Source organism: Thermomonas sp. LB-4 (assembly GCF_036409385.1).
Classification (GTDB): domain Bacteria; phylum Pseudomonadota; class Gammaproteobacteria; order Xanthomonadales; family Xanthomonadaceae; genus Thermomonas.
Genome location: NZ_JAXOFT010000016.1, coordinates 14,596 through 28,361, shown reverse-complemented (window position 1 = coordinate 28,361; position 13,766 = coordinate 14,596). Strand labels below are relative to the sequence as shown.

Annotated in this window: 9 protein-coding genes and 1 tRNA gene; 8 read left to right on the top strand and 2 right to left on the bottom strand. The window is 71.6% G+C overall.

The window, feature by feature from the left end; translation table 11 throughout:
* Positions 1–52 precede the first annotated feature (52 nt).
* Positions 53–4,570: a DEAD/DEAH box helicase gene (locus SPK54_RS10350; RefSeq protein ID WP_330947821.1), complete on the top strand. Its 4,518-nt coding sequence runs from the start codon at positions 53–55 to the stop codon at positions 4,568–4,570.
* Positions 4,571–4,771: 201 nt separating this feature from the next.
* On the opposite strand, the gene SPK54_RS10345 is transcribed toward SPK54_RS10350, so the two are convergent.
* A tRNA-Glu gene (locus tag SPK54_RS10345) sits at positions 4,772–4,847 on the bottom strand.
* 115 nt (positions 4,848–4,962) lie between these two features.
* Between SPK54_RS10345 and pcnB the strand changes: the two genes are divergently transcribed.
* From pcnB to pgi, 6 genes are all read left to right on the top strand, one after another.
* Positions 4,963–6,324 carry a polynucleotide adenylyltransferase PcnB gene (gene pcnB, locus SPK54_RS10340; RefSeq protein ID WP_330947820.1) on the top strand — a complete coding sequence of 454 codons (1,362 nt, stop codon included), beginning with the start codon at positions 4,963–4,965 and terminating at the stop codon, positions 6,322–6,324.
* Positions 6,325–6,344: 20 nt separating this feature from the next.
* Positions 6,345–6,848: a 2-amino-4-hydroxy-6-hydroxymethyldihydropteridine diphosphokinase gene (gene folK / locus SPK54_RS10335; RefSeq protein WP_330947838.1), complete on the top strand. Its 504-nt coding sequence runs from the start codon at positions 6,345–6,347 to the stop codon at positions 6,846–6,848.
* 66 nt (positions 6,849–6,914) lie between these two features.
* Complete coding sequence (gene panB, locus SPK54_RS10330; protein WP_330947819.1) at positions 6,915–7,730, top strand: 3-methyl-2-oxobutanoate hydroxymethyltransferase; 816 nt, start codon at positions 6,915–6,917, stop codon at positions 7,728–7,730.
* Positions 7,731–7,807: 77 nt separating this feature from the next.
* A complete protein-coding gene (panC, locus tag SPK54_RS10325) occupies positions 7,808–8,668 on the top strand; it encodes a pantoate--beta-alanine ligase (protein WP_330947818.1) in 861 nt (286 codons plus the stop codon).
* Between the two features lie 111 nt (positions 8,669–8,779).
* Positions 8,780–9,160: an aspartate 1-decarboxylase gene (gene panD / locus SPK54_RS10320; protein WP_038053446.1), complete on the top strand. Its 381-nt coding sequence runs from the start codon at positions 8,780–8,782 to the stop codon at positions 9,158–9,160.
* Positions 9,161–9,165: 5 nt separating this feature from the next.
* Entirely contained in the window at positions 9,166–10,674 is a 1,509-nt protein-coding gene (gene pgi, locus SPK54_RS10315) for a glucose-6-phosphate isomerase (RefSeq protein WP_330947817.1), read from the top strand.
* Positions 10,675–10,989: 315 nt separating this feature from the next.
* Here the strand turns inward: pgi and SPK54_RS10310 are convergent, their stop codons facing one another.
* Positions 10,990–11,691: a response regulator gene (locus SPK54_RS10310; protein ID WP_330947816.1), complete on the bottom strand. Its 702-nt coding sequence runs from the start codon at positions 11,689–11,691 to the stop codon at positions 10,990–10,992.
* A gap of 33 nt (positions 11,692–11,724) precedes the next feature.
* Here SPK54_RS10310 and SPK54_RS10305 point away from each other — a divergent pair, with 33 nt between their 5' ends.
* The gene (locus SPK54_RS10305) at positions 11,725–13,746 is read left to right on the top strand and encodes a hypothetical protein (RefSeq protein WP_330947815.1); all 2,022 of its coding nucleotides are present in this window, start codon (positions 11,725–11,727) and stop codon (positions 13,744–13,746) included.
* Positions 13,747–13,766: the final 20 nt, after the last annotated feature.

Below are 13,766 nucleotides of genomic sequence, written 5' to 3'. Positions count from 1 at the left end.
CTTCCGCCATGCCATTCATCCGGCCCTTCCGCGGGCGGCGGATAATGCCGGCATGCCTGAGCAAGCGCCCCTGCACGCGGCCCTCGGCGACTTCCACCCCGCGGTCGCCAGCTGGTTCGCGCGCGCGTTTCCGGCGCCCACGCCGGCGCAGATCGCGGCCTGGCCGGCCATCGCCGCCGGCCGCGACACTTTGGTCGCCGCGCCCACCGGTTCGGGCAAGACCCTGACCGCCTTCCTCACCGCCATCGACGCGCTGGTGCGGGAGGGTCTGTCGCAGGGGCTGCCGGCCACCACCCTGGTGCTGTACGTCTCGCCGCTGAAGGCGCTCTCCAACGACATCCACGTCAACCTGGACGCGCCGCTGGCGGGTATCCGTGCCGAGCTCGCGGGGTTGGGCCTGCCCGACGTGGACATCCGCACCGCCGTGCGCACCGGCGACACCCCGCAGTCCGAGCGCGCCCTGCATCGCAAGCGGCCGCCGCATATCCTCGCCACCACCCCGGAGTCGCTGTACGTGCTGCTGGGCTCCGAGTCCGGGCGGGCGATGCTGGCCGGCGTGCGCACGGTGATCGTCGACGAGATCCACGCGCTGGTGCAGAACAAGCGCGGCAGCCACCTGGCGCTGTCGCTGGAGCGGCTGGACGCGCTGACCGGACGGCGGGCCACGCGTATCGGGCTGTCGGCGACACAGAAACCGATCGAGGAGGTGGCGAAGTTCCTGACCGGAAAAATGGTGTCAGGGACAATTTCCAGCCAGGAAATTGTCCCTGACACAGGAGAAAGGGGGTCAGGTTCACTTTCCACCGAAGTGGACCTGCCGGCCGCGGCGGCATCTTCGGAAAGTGAACCTGACCCCCTTTCTTGCCTTTCTTGCGCCATCGTCGATATCGGCCACGCGCGCCAGCGCGATCTTGCGCTGGAACTGCCGCCGGTACCGCTGGAAGCGGTGATGTCGAACGCGCAGTGGGAGCTGGTGTACTCGCGCATCGCCGAACTGGTGGAGCAGCACGCGACCACCCTGGTCTTCGTCAATACCCGCCGGATGGCGGAGCGCGCTGCCCGCCACCTCGGCGAGCTGCTGGGCAGGGAGCACGTGGCCGCACACCACGGTTCGCTGGCCAAGGAGCTGCGGCTGGATGCGGAGCAGCGGCTCAAGCGCGGGGAATTGAAGGTGCTGGTCGCCACCGCCTCGCTGGAGCTGGGCATCGACATCGGCGATGTCGACCTGGTCTGCCAGATCGGCTCGCCGCGCAGCATCGCCGCCTTCCTGCAGCGGGTGGGGCGCGCCGGCCACCAGGTCGGCGGCGTGCCCAAGGGGCGGCTGTTCGCCAGCACCCGCGACGAGCTGATGGAATGCGCGGCGCTGCTGGATGCGGTGCGCCGCGGCGAGCTGGACGCGCTGGTCATGCCGCCGGCGCCGCGCGACGTGCTGGCGCAGCAGATCGTGGCCGAGGTTGCGGCGCGCGAGTGGGACGAGGACGACCTGTTCGCGCTGGTGCGGCGGGCGTGGCCGTATGCGTCGCTGCCGCGCGCGGAGTTCGATGGCTTGCTGAAGATGCTGGCGGAGGGCTTCTCCACCCGCTTCGGCCAACGCGCCAGCTACCTGCATCGCGATGCCGTGCACCGCAAGCTGCGCGGGCGCAAGGGCGCGCGGCTGACCGCGACCCAGTCCGGCGGCACCATCCCCGACGTCGGCGACTACACCGTCGTGCTGGAGCCGCAGGCCATCACCATCGGCACGGTCAACGAAGACTTCGCCATCGAGAGCATCGCCGGCGACGTGTTCCAGCTCGGCAATGCCAGCTACCGCATCCTGCGCGTTGAAAGCGGGCGGGTGCGTGTGGAGGATGCGCAGGGCCAGCCGCCCAGTATTCCGTTCTGGCTGGGCGAGGCGCCGGGCCGCAGCATTGAATTGTCAGCCAGTGTGTCGCGCTTCCGCGCGCTGCTGCAGGAGCGACTGGAGCGCGAAGGCGAGGCCGCGGCGTTGCATTGGCTGCGCGATGAGCTGGCGCTGGGCGAGTCCGCCGCGTCGCAGATCGTGGCCTATGCCTCGGCGCAGCTGGCGGGCTTCGGCATACTGCCCACCCAGGCGCACATCGCGCTGGAGCGGTTCTTCGACGAATCCGGCGGCACCCAGCTGGTGATCCATTCGCCCTACGGCAGCCGCATCAACAAGGCCTGGGGGTTGGCGCTGCGCAAGCGCTTCTGCCGCAAGTTCAACTTCGAATTGCAGGCCGCCGCGACCGAGGACGCGATCATCCTGTCGCTGTCCACCAGCCACAGCTTCCCGCTGATCGAGGTGATCGGTTACCTGCATTCGGCCAGCGCCAAGGATGTGCTGGTGCAGGCGCTGCTGGACGCGCCGCTGTTCCCGGCGCGGTTCCGCTGGAATGCCACCACCGCGCTTGCGCTGCCGCGCTTCAGCGGCGGCAAGAAAGTGCCGCCGCAGCTGCAGCGGATGAAGTCGGAAGACCTGATGGCCACGGTCTTCCCGGACCAGGTGGCCTGCCTGGAAAACATCGTCGGCGAGCGCGAGGTGCCCGACCATCCGCTGGTGGCGCAGACCCTGCAGGACTGCCTGCATGAAGCCATGGACGTCGACGGCTGGCTGGCGCTGCTGCGCGGGCTGGAGTCGGGCGCAGTGCAGGTCACCGCGCGCGACCTGACCGGGCCGTCGCCGTTCACCGCCGAGGTGCTGAGCGCGCGCCCCTACGCTTTCCTCGACGACGCGCCGCTGGAGGAGCGCCGTACCCAGGCGGTGGTCGCGCGCGGCCGCGGCGGCGCGCAGCAGGTTGGCGACCTTGGCCGGCTCGATCCGGGTGCGATCGACGCGGTGGCCGAGGATGCCTGGCCGCTGGCGGGGACCCCGGACGAGATGCACGACGCGCTGATGGCACTGGGCGTGGTTACGGCGGGCGAGGCGGAGGCGTCAGGCTGGCTGCCGCTGCTGGCGCGGCTGGCGGCCGACGCGCGCGCGACCCTGCTGCAGCTCGGCAATGCGGGCCTGTGGAGTGCCGCCGAACGCTTCCCGCAGCTGCGTGCGGTGCATGCGGATGCAGCCGCAGTCCCCGAAGTTGCGGTGCCGGCGAGCTATAGCGCCGACTGGACGCGCGAGGACGCGCTGCGCGAGCTGGTGCGCAGCCGCCTGTCTGCCTCGGGCGTGACGACCGCAGCGGCGCTGGCGGCGGTGCTTGCGGCGCCACCCGACGAGGTCGAGTTCGCGCTGCTGGCGCTGGAGCAGGAGGGCTACGCCATGCGTGGCCGCTTCCGTCCGCACGCTCCTTGTGACGAATGGTGCGAGCGCCTGCTGCTGGCGCGCATCCACCGCAATACGGTGGCGCGGCTGCGGCGTGAGATCGAGCCGGTGGACGTGCGCGACTACGTGCGCTTCCTGTGCGACTGGCAGCGGCTGTCGCCGGCCGCGCGCGTGCAGGGGCCGGACGCGCTGGCCGGCGTGCTGGCGCAGCTGGAAGGCTTCGAGGCGGCTGCTGGTGCGTGGGAAAGCGAACTGCTGCCGGCGCGCGTCCGGGACTATTCCATCGCCTGGCTGGACGATCTGTGCGGCGCCGGCCGCATTGCCTGGACGCGCCTGCGCACGGGCGGCGAGGGCGGGGCAACGTTGGTGCGGGCCGCCCCCATCGTGCTGCTGCCGCGCCGGGAGCTGGGCCGGTGGACCGGGTTGGCGGCGGGCCAGCAGTCCGGCGAGGAGGTGCCGTTGTCCTCGCGCGCGCAGAAGGTGGAGGACTGCCTGCGCCAGCGCGGCGCGCTGTTCTTCGACGAACTGCTGGATGCCGCCCGCCTGCTGGAAACCGAACTGGAAGACGCGCTGGCCGAGCTGGTCGCGCGCGGCCGCGCCAGCTGCGACAGCTTCTCCGGCCTGCGCGCGCTGCTGCTGCCGGCGGCGAAGAAGCCGTCGGGTTATGCCCGCCACGGCCGTCGTGCGTCGCTGACCGGGATCGCGGATGCCGGGCGCTGGAGCCTGGTGTGGCGGCCTGCGGTGGAAACCGCCACGGACCCGGCCTCGATCGAGCACGTCGCCCGCGTCCTGCTGCGCCGCTATGGGGTGGTCTGCTGGCGCCTGCTGGAGCGCGAGGCCGCATGGTTGCCGCCGTGGCGCGAGCTGCTGCGCGAGTACCAGCGGCTGGAAGCGCGCGGCGAAATCCGCGGTGGGCGCTTCCTCGCCGGCGTGGTGGGCCAGCAGTTCGCGCTGCCGGAAGCGGTGGCCGCGCTGCGTGCGATCCGCAAGCGCCCGCACGACGGCGCGATGATCGCGGTGTCGGCCAACGATCCGCTCAATCTGGCCGGGACGCTGCTGGCGGGCGACAAGGTGCCGCGCCAGCCGGGCGCGCGGCTGTTGTTGCGCGACGGCGTGCCGGTGGCGTCGCTGGTGGGCGGCGAGTTCCGCGCCTTGCCCGGGTTGGCGCCTGCGGACGAACATGCCGCGAAGGTGGCGCTGCTGCGCGAGCCGGGCGCGCATGGCAGGGCATCGCAATCGCCGGGATCGCGGCCGATGGCGGATCCGTTGGGGCTGCATGCCGGCGCACCCGCGAAGGCATCGCGGCTCATATAGGACGGGTTTCAGTCCCGCCCAATTCGAGGCGATTGCGTCGCCACGGGTAGACGCGGAACATCCCAATGCCGCGCCCTTGCGCCCAGCTTACGGCTGTCCGGAATCGCTCCCGGCGAATCCGGTCGAGCGCTGCGGGTTCGGATCTGCAGAGGGGGAACAACAAAAAACCCCGTGTCATCGACACGGGGTCTTTTTGTTGTATGGCGCTCCCTACGGGATTCGAACCCGTGTTTTAGCCTTGAGAGGGCCACGTCCTGGGCCTCTAGACGAAGGGAGCATTGTTGCAGCCGGTTGGACGACCGGCCCGACATTGCCGGAGGGCGTGTCGAGCTTGCTAGTATAAAAGGCTGCGTCTGCCTCTGGCAACGCCCCGTTTCCGCCAATCGCAGCGCATGACCCAACTCGAACGCTCCAACTTCCCCGTCGTCCCGGAACTGCGCGTGATTCCGCGCGACGTCCACGGTGTGTCCCGCAAGCAGATGAGTCCCAACGCACTGCGGGTGCTGTATCGCCTGCGCGAAGCCGGCTTCGGCGCCTACTTGGTGGGCGGCGCGGTGCGCGACCTGCTGATCGGCGGCGAACCCAAGGACTTCGACGTCGCCACCGACGCCACGCCGGAGCAGATCAAGGCGCTGTTCCGCAACTGCCGCCTGATCGGCCGCCGGTTCCGGCTGGCGCACGTGGTCTATGGGCGCGAGATCATCGAGGTCGCCACCTTCCGCGCCAACGGCGGCGACGACGAAGGGGATCGCCAGACCGACGACGGCGGCCGCCTGCTGCGCGACAACATCTACGGCAGCATCGAGGACGACGCGGTGCGCCGCGACTTCACCGCCAATGCGCTGTACTACGCGATCGAGGACTTCTCGGTGCGCGACTACGTCGGTGGCTATGCCGACGTGGAGGCACGGCTGCTGCGCCTGATCGGCGAGCCGGAAGCGCGCTACCGCGAAGACCCGGTGCGCATGCTGCGGGCGGCGCGGCTGGCGGCGAAGCTGGGCTTCACCATCGAGGCCGCCACCGCCCAACCGCTGCCGCGGCTGGCGCCGCTGCTGGCCGATGCCTCGCCGGCGCGGCTGTTCGAGGAGACCCTCAAGCTGTTCCTGACCGGCCATGCGGTGGCCAGCTTCGAGCACCTGGAAGCGCATGGTCTGCTGCCCGCGCTGCTGCCGGAAACCGCAAAGGCGCTGTCCTCCAACAGTTCCGGCGCGCTGCGGCGCATGCTGGTGCAGGGGCTGCGCAATACCGACGCGCGTGTGGCCAACGACGAGCCGGTCTCGCCGGCGTTCCTGTACGCGGTGCTGCTGTGGCCTGCGTACTGCCGCGCACTGGCGCAACTGCAGGCACAGGGCGTGCACGCGACGGAGGCACAGCGCCGCGCCGCCGACCGCGTCACCATGCACCAGGTGGCGCGCACCGCGCTGCCGCGCCGTTTCTCGCTGCCGATGCAGGAGATCTGGCTGCTGCAGCCGCGGTTCTCGCTGCGCCAGCGCAAGCGCGTGTTCCGGCTGCTGGCGCATCCGCGCTTCCGTGCTGCCATCGATTTCCTCGAACTGCGCCTGGCCGCCTCGGATTCGCATGCCGACGACGTGGCCTTCTGGCGCGAAGTGCAACTGCAGCCGGCGGTTGCGGTGGCCGCCAACGAGGCGGGCGAGGCGGGCGAGATGCAGGACGAAAATGCCGACGCCGACGCCGACGCCGACCCGGACGCCGCTGCTGCGCCTCGTCGTCGCCGTCGTCGCCGCAGGTCGTGAGCCAAGAGCAAGTCGGCCCGATGCCGGCCCGGGCCTGCATCGGCCTGGGTGGCAACCTCGGCGATCCTGTGCGGGCGCTGCGCGCTGCCTTCCGCGCGCTGGCCGCGCTGCCCGGCAGTCGCCTGCTGGCGACGTCGCGGCTGTACCGCACGCTGGCCTGGGGGCGCACCGACCAGCCGGATTACGTCAACGCGGCGGCACTGCTGGAAACCTCGCTCGCCCCGCAGGCGCTGCTGGCGCAGCTGCTGGCCATCGAGCGCGCCGCCGGTCGCCTGCGCGACGACGAGGCGGCCGCAACGCGCTGGGGCCCGCGCGTGCTCGATCTGGACCTGCTGTTGTACGCCGATGCCGCCATCGACCAGCCGGGCCTGCGGGTGCCGCATCCGCACCTGCACGAACGCGCGTTCGCGCTGGTGCCGTTGGCCGAGATCGCCGCCGGCGAACCTTTCCCAGGCCACGGCAGCGTGGGCGAGGCGCTTCGGCATGTCGATGCCGCCGGCGTGGAACCAATCGAAGGTGCTTGATCCGGGGCAGGCGGTCCGCCCCGGGTTCTGCGCGATAATGCGGACCCTGACCAGCCGGAAACCGCGATGAGCGTACATGCCGAACAGAAGTCCTGGAGCGTGCCGCAGCTCGCCCAGGCGCGGGAGGCGGGCCGCAGGCTGACCATGCTGACCTGCTACGACGCCAGCTTCGCGCGCGTCCTGGACGATGCCGGGATCGACCTGATCCTGATCGGCGATTCGCTGGGCATGGTGGTGCAGGGACACGACTCCACCCTGCCGGTGCGGGTGGAGGACATCGTCTACCACACCGCCGCGGTTGCCCGCGGTGCCAGGCACGCGCTGAAGATCGCCGATTTCCCGTTCGGCAGCGACGCCACGCCGGAACAGGCGCACGCGGCGGCGGTGCGCTTCATCCAGGCCGGGGCCGCGATGGTCAAGCTGGAGGGCGCCGGCCACAAGCTGGCGACGATCCGCTTCCTGGTCGAGCGCGAGATCCCGGTCTGCGCCCACCTCGGCCTGACCCCGCAGTCGGTGCTGAAGATGGGCGGGTTCAAGGTGCAGGGGCGAGAGCAGTCCGCCGCCGAGCGCCTGCGCGCGGAAGCCTTGGCCGTGGCCGAAGCGGGCGCAGCCCTGCTGGTGCTGGAGGGTGTGCCCGCCGAGCTGGCCACCGAGATCACCGCAGCCAGCCCGATCCCGACCATCGGGATCGGCGCCGGTTCCGGCTGCGATGGCCAGGTGCTGGTGCTGCATGACCTGCTGGGGCTCGATACCGGCCACCGCAAGCCCAAGTTCGTCAAGGATTTCCTCGCCGAAGGCGGGTCCGTTGCCGGTGCCGTGCGGGCCTATGCCGAGGCGGTGCGCAGCGGCGCCTTCCCCGACAAGGCGCATTCGTACACCTAGCCGCGCAGCCCCGCTGCGGCCGTGCAGCGCCGTCCTTCCCGGATGGGAAGGGGCTTCGTCCAACCAGAGCGCCCCCTGTGATCCAGACCATCACCCGACTCGAACAACTGCGCGCCACCATCGCCGGCTGGCGGCGCGAGGGCCTGCGCGTCGGCTTCGTGCCGACCATGGGCAACCTGCATGCCGGCCACTATTCGCTGGTGACGCTGGCGCGCCGCCATGCCGACCGGGTGGTTTCCAGCGTGTTCGTGAATCCCACCCAGTTCGGCCCGAGCGAGGATTTCACCCGCTATCCGCGCACCCCCGACGCCGACACCAGCGGCCTGCAAGCCGCCGGCTGCGACGCGCTGTGGCTGCCGGAAGTGGAGGCGATGTACCCGTTCGGGGTGGAGCTGGCGGCGAAGGTGCAGGTGCCGGGCGTCAGCGCGGTGCTGGAGGGCGCCTGCCGCCCCGGCCATTTCGACGGCGTGTGCACCGTGGTGACGCGCCTGTTCAACCAGGTGCAGCCGGACGTCGCCGCGTTCGGCCGCAAGGATTTCCAGCAGCTGGCGGTGATCCGGCAGATGGTGGCCGACCTGCAGATGCCTGTGCAGATCCTGGCCGGCGAAATCGTCCGCGAGCCCGACGGGCTGGCGATGAGTTCGCGCAACCAGTACCTGTCGGCGGAGGAGCGCGCCATCGCGCCGGCGATCCACCGCACTTTGCGGGCGATGCGCGATGCCGCATTGTCCGGCCTGCCGCGCGCGCAGGTCGAAGCCGACGCCGACGCCGCCCTGCGCGCCGCCGGCTTCGTGCCCGACTACGCGGTGCTGCGGCGCCCGGACTTCAGTGAGCCGGCGGACGGCCAGCCTGGCCCGCAGGTGGCGCTGGTGGCTGCGCGGCTGGGGCGAACCCGGCTCATCGACAACCTCGAGTTCGAGCTCGCCGCGCACGCCTGATCCGCGGACCGCGCCGGGGCCGTGAAGACCCCGTTTGTTGCAGCGCGGAAAGCCGCCCTATACTTTTCCCGCGGGCCGGACATCCGGCCGGTTCCACCGGAGTCGAAAACCATGCAACTGACCCTGCTCAAGGGCAAGATCCACCGGGCCACCGTCACCCACGCCGAGCTGCACTACGAAGGCTCCTGCGCGATCGACGGCCGCCTGCTCGATATCGCCGGCATCCGCGAATACGAGCGCATCGACATCTACGACGTCACCAGCGGCGAGCGCTACTCCACCTACGCGATCCGCGGCGAGGAAGGCAGCGGGGTGATCTCGGTGAACGGCGCGGCGGCGCACAAGTCCCGCGTCGGCGACCTGGTCATCATCTGCGCCTACGTGCAGTGCGATGCCGAGGAGGCCGCGGCGCACAAGCCGACCTGCGTGTACGTGGACCGCGACAACCGGCTGACCCACACCAACCACTCCATGCCCAAGCAGGCGGCCTGACCGGGATGGCTGGCCTGCTGGAGGGTCTGGAGGCGCAGGCCGACCGGCTTTCCGGCACCACGCTGGCGGCCCTGCTGGCCGCCGATCCCGCCCGCGCCGGCGATTTCGCCCTGCGCTGCGGGCCGCTCTACGCCAACTTCGCAAGGCAGCGCTACGACCGCGCGGCGCTGGACGCCCTGTTCGCGATCGCCGAGCGCGCCGACCTGGCCGCGGCGATGCGGCAGCTGCTGGCCGGCGAAGAGGTCAACGCGACCGAGGGGCGGGCGGCCCTGCACGGCGCCCTGCGCGGTACCGCCGCCGGCTCCGCCTTCGCTCTGGCGGCACGGGCGCAGGCGCTGTCCGCGCAGCTGCGCATGCGCGAGCTGGCCGAGGGGCTTGCCGCCAGCGACGTCACCGACATCGTCAGCATCGGCATCGGCGGTTCCGACCTCGGGCCGCGCCTGGTGGTGGATGCGTTGGCGCAGCCCGACGCGCGCTTCCGGGTGCACTTCCTCTCCAACGTGGACGGCAACGCGGCGCAGCGCGTGCTGGCCGGGCTGGATCCGCGGCGTACCGCCGCGATCATGATTTCCAAGACCTTCGGGACGCAGGAGACGCTGCTCAATGGCGGCATCGTCCGCGCCTGGCTGGGCGACGACGCGCGCCTCTACGCGGTCAGCACCAACGCCGGGCGCGTGGCCGACTTCGGCATCCCGCCCGAGCGCACCTTGCCGATGTGGGACTGGGTGGGCGGGCGCTATTCGCTGTGGTCGGCGGTCGGTTTCCCGATCGCGCTGGCGCTGGGAATGGATCGCTTCGAGGCGCTGCTGGAAGGTGCGGCGGCGCTTGATGCGCACGCGCTGGCGGCGCCACTGCGCGAAAACATCCCCGTGTGGCATGCGCTGACCGCGATCTGGAACCGCAACGCCCTGCACGCCGCCACCCAGGCCGTGCTGCCCTACGACGAGCGCCTGCGGCTGCTGCCCAGCTACCTGCAGCAGCTGGTGATGGAAAGCCTGGGCAAGCAGGTGGCGCTGGATGGCAGCGAGATCGGGTGGCACACCGTGCCGGTCTGGTGGGGTGGGGCCGGCACCGATACCCAGCACAGCTTTTTCCAGGCGCTGCACCAGGGCACCCAGGTGGTGCCGGCGGATTTCATCGGCGTGGTTCGTGCCGACCACCCGTTTGCTGCCAACCACGCCGCGCTGCTGGCCAACCTGCTGGCGCAGACCGAAGCGCTGGCCAATGGCCGCGACAGCGAAGATCCGCACCGCCGCTATCCCGGCAACCGCCCGAGCACGCTGCTGCTGCTGGATGCGCTGACGCCGCAGTCACTTGGCATGCTGATCGCGCTGTACGAGCACAGCGTCTACCTGCAGTCGGTGCTGTGGGGCATCAACGCGTTCGACCAGTTCGGCGTGGAGCTGGGCAAGCAGGTCGCCAACGCGCTGCTGCCGGCGCTGCGCGGCGAGCGCGAGGCCGACGATCCGGTCACCCGCGCGCTGCTGGCGGAACTGCGCGGCAGCGCTTCGTAGGCGTGCGCTGAAGAGGCGGCAGGCGCTTCGCGCGATGTCGCGAACGCATGTGCGCTCCTGCGGTGCTCCTGCGAAAGACGTGTCGAGCCCTTCGCGCTGCGGCGGTACGTTCCGGAGAGAGCAAATGGACGCGGCGCGGGGCCGATGCCGCCGCGGTGCGGCCCAGTCCCGCGGTTTGCGCGCATCCCCGGAAAGCGCAACCGAAAGGGCGCGATGTCCCTTGGGTGATGCCGCGTATGCGTCTCGCGCCCCTGCCTTAGCCTTCGCGCGCGGTCGATGCGCTTCTGCGAAGGTGATTGCGCATCTGTAGGGCGCTTACGCAGCGGGTTGCAGCGCGTCGATCGCGGCGGTGAACGCCTGCAGCGCGACGGGATCCAGCGGAGCGGCCTGCAGCGCGTGCACCGCGTCGCCCAGCCGCGCGGCCCCGACGAAGCCGCAGCTGGCGACCAGCCGGTGCAACTCGCCGCGCACCGTCGCCAGGTCGCCGCTGGTGATCCCTTCCGCGATGCGCAGGCGCTGGCCCGGCAGCTCGGCCAGGAACATCGCGCGCAGGGCCTGCACGTGCGCGGGCTGGCCGCCCAGCGCGGCCAGCGCCGCGGCATCGTCCCAGCAGGGTCGCGCCCCGGCGTGCGCGGGCAGGGCGCGCCGCAGCGCCGCATGCAGCGCCGCCACCGGCAGCGGTTTGTGCAGCACCTCGGCGAAGCCCGCGGCGCGCAGCCGCGCGTGCTGGTCGGGGGTCAGGTCGGCCGTGTGCGCCAGCGCCACGGTGGCGATGCCGGCCCCGCGCAGCGCGCGCAGCAGGTCCTCGCCGCGACCGTCCGGCAGGTTGGCGTCGAACAGGAACAGGTCGAACGCGCCGGCGCGGCACGCCGCCTCGGCTTCGGCGAGGCAAGCGGCCTGCACCACGTCCGCGGGCAGCGCCGCGGCGGCGCCGGCCAGGAAGGCGGCGTTCACCGGATCGTCCTCGACCAGCAGCAGGCGCGGCGGGCCAGCCGGCGGTGCAGGGGAAGGATTCATCGCGGGACCTCCCGGCCTTTGTATGCTGCGTGGATGTCGCGCCCGATCCTACTGCTTTGCCTGTGCCTCGGCGCGCTGCTGGCGCCCGCTTGGGCCTCGGCGCGGGTGGCGCAGCTGCGGGCGGAGCGGGTCACCACGGCGGTCGGCACCCTGGCGCAGGTGCGCTTGCGGCTGGACTGGCCGGAGGGCGCGGCGGCCGGCGAGCTGCAGCTCTGGGCCGGCCGGGTGGACGCGCCGGACCTCGGCTACCGCTTCCGCGATCTGCACTGGCGCTGCCCGCTGCGGCGCACCGCGCGCGGCGGCTGGCAGTGCGAAGGCGAATTGCGCGAAGGCGGCGCCGCGCCGCTGCGGCTGGCGCTGGCGTTCGACGCCGCTACCTCGCATGCATCGCTGGCCCGCGGCGATGCCCGGCTGGCGCTGGATCGCAACGCCGCTGCGCCCGATCTCACCCGCTTCGACCTGCGCGCGGTGCCGCTGGCCTGGGCGCAGGCGCTGCTGGCGCAGGCTTGGCCGCAGGGCCGGTTGAAGGCCGGCACGCTGGACGGACAGCTGCAGCTGGCAACACCGGCGCGCGCGCCGCTGCGGGTGGAGGGCAACCTGCGGCTGCGCGGTGCGGGATTCGAGAATGCCGATTCCAGCATCGTCGGCGAGGGGCTGGGCGGTGAGCTGCTGCTGGACTACCGCAACAGTGCGGGGCTGGCGCAGGTGGCGGTTGCGGGCGAACTACGCGGGGGCGAATTCCTCGCCGGCAATACCTATGTCGCCCTGCCGGCCACGCCGGTAGGGCTGCGGGTGGAGGCCGCGCGGCGCGGCGACGCCGGCTGGCAGCTGCCGCGCATCGAATGGCGCGATGGCGACGCGCTCGCGGCCAGCGCCAGCGCCACCCTGGGGCCGGACGGCAGTCTGGACACGCTGGACGTGAAGGCGCGCAGCGCGGACATGGCCCCGCTGCGGCCTCGCTATCTTTCCGGCTGGATGGGCCTGGTGGGGTTGGGCGACGTCGCCCTGCACGGTGCGATCGACATCGACGCACGGATGGCCGGCGGCCAGCTGGCCGGCATCGACGCGCGCCTGCACGGCGTGGACCTGCGCGATCCCGCCGGGCGCTTCGTGTTCGATGGTCTGCGCGGCGACCTGCGCTATTCCGCCGGCGCGCCGGTGGGCAGCGCCCTGCAGTGGGATGGCGGTCAGCTGTACGGCCTGGCCTTCGGCCCGGCCCGGCTGCCGTTCGCCAGCGCCGACGGCGCGCTGCGCGTGGACGGCGCGGTGGACATGCCGATGCTGGGCGGCCAGCTCGGCCTGCGCGACGTCATCATCCGCCCGCCGCAGGATGCGGCCGGCGCCGACATCCGCTTCGGCATGCGGCTGGCGGGCATCGACTTCGGCAAGGTCTCGCAGGCGCTGGGCCTGCCGCCGTTCCAGGGCCGGCTGGACGGCGACCTGCCGCACGTGCACTACGCCAACGACCGCATCGACTTCGACGGCGGGCTGTCGCTGGGCCTGTTCGACGGGCGGGTGGCGTTTTCGTCGCTGGCGCTGGAGCGCCCGTTCGGCACCGCGCCCAGCCTCAGCGCCGACGTCGCGATGGACGACCTGGACCTGCTGCGCCTCACCGAGGTGCTGGGCTTCGGCAGCATCACCGGGCGGCTGGATGGGCGCATCGACGGCCTGCGGCTGGTGGACTGGACGCCGGTGGCGTTCAACGCGCGGTTCGTCACCGACGCCAAGCCCGGCGTGCGCCAGCGCATCAGCCAGCGCGCGGTGCAGGACATCAGCAGCGTCGGCGACGCATCCTTCATCACCAGCCTGCAGGGCCAATTGATTGGACTGTTCTCCGACTTCGGCTACCGCCGCATCGGCATCGGCTGCCGGCTGGAGAACCAGATCTGCACGATGTCCGGCCTGCGTTCAGCGGGAAACGCCTTTACTATCGTCGAAGGCAAGGGCATCCCGCGCCTGGACGTGGTGGGCTTCAACCGCGCGGTCGATTGGCCGACGCTGGTGGAACGCCTGGTCGCGGCCGGCAAGGGCGACGTGGCGCCGGTCGTGGACTGACGGCAAACCCGGATTGGACA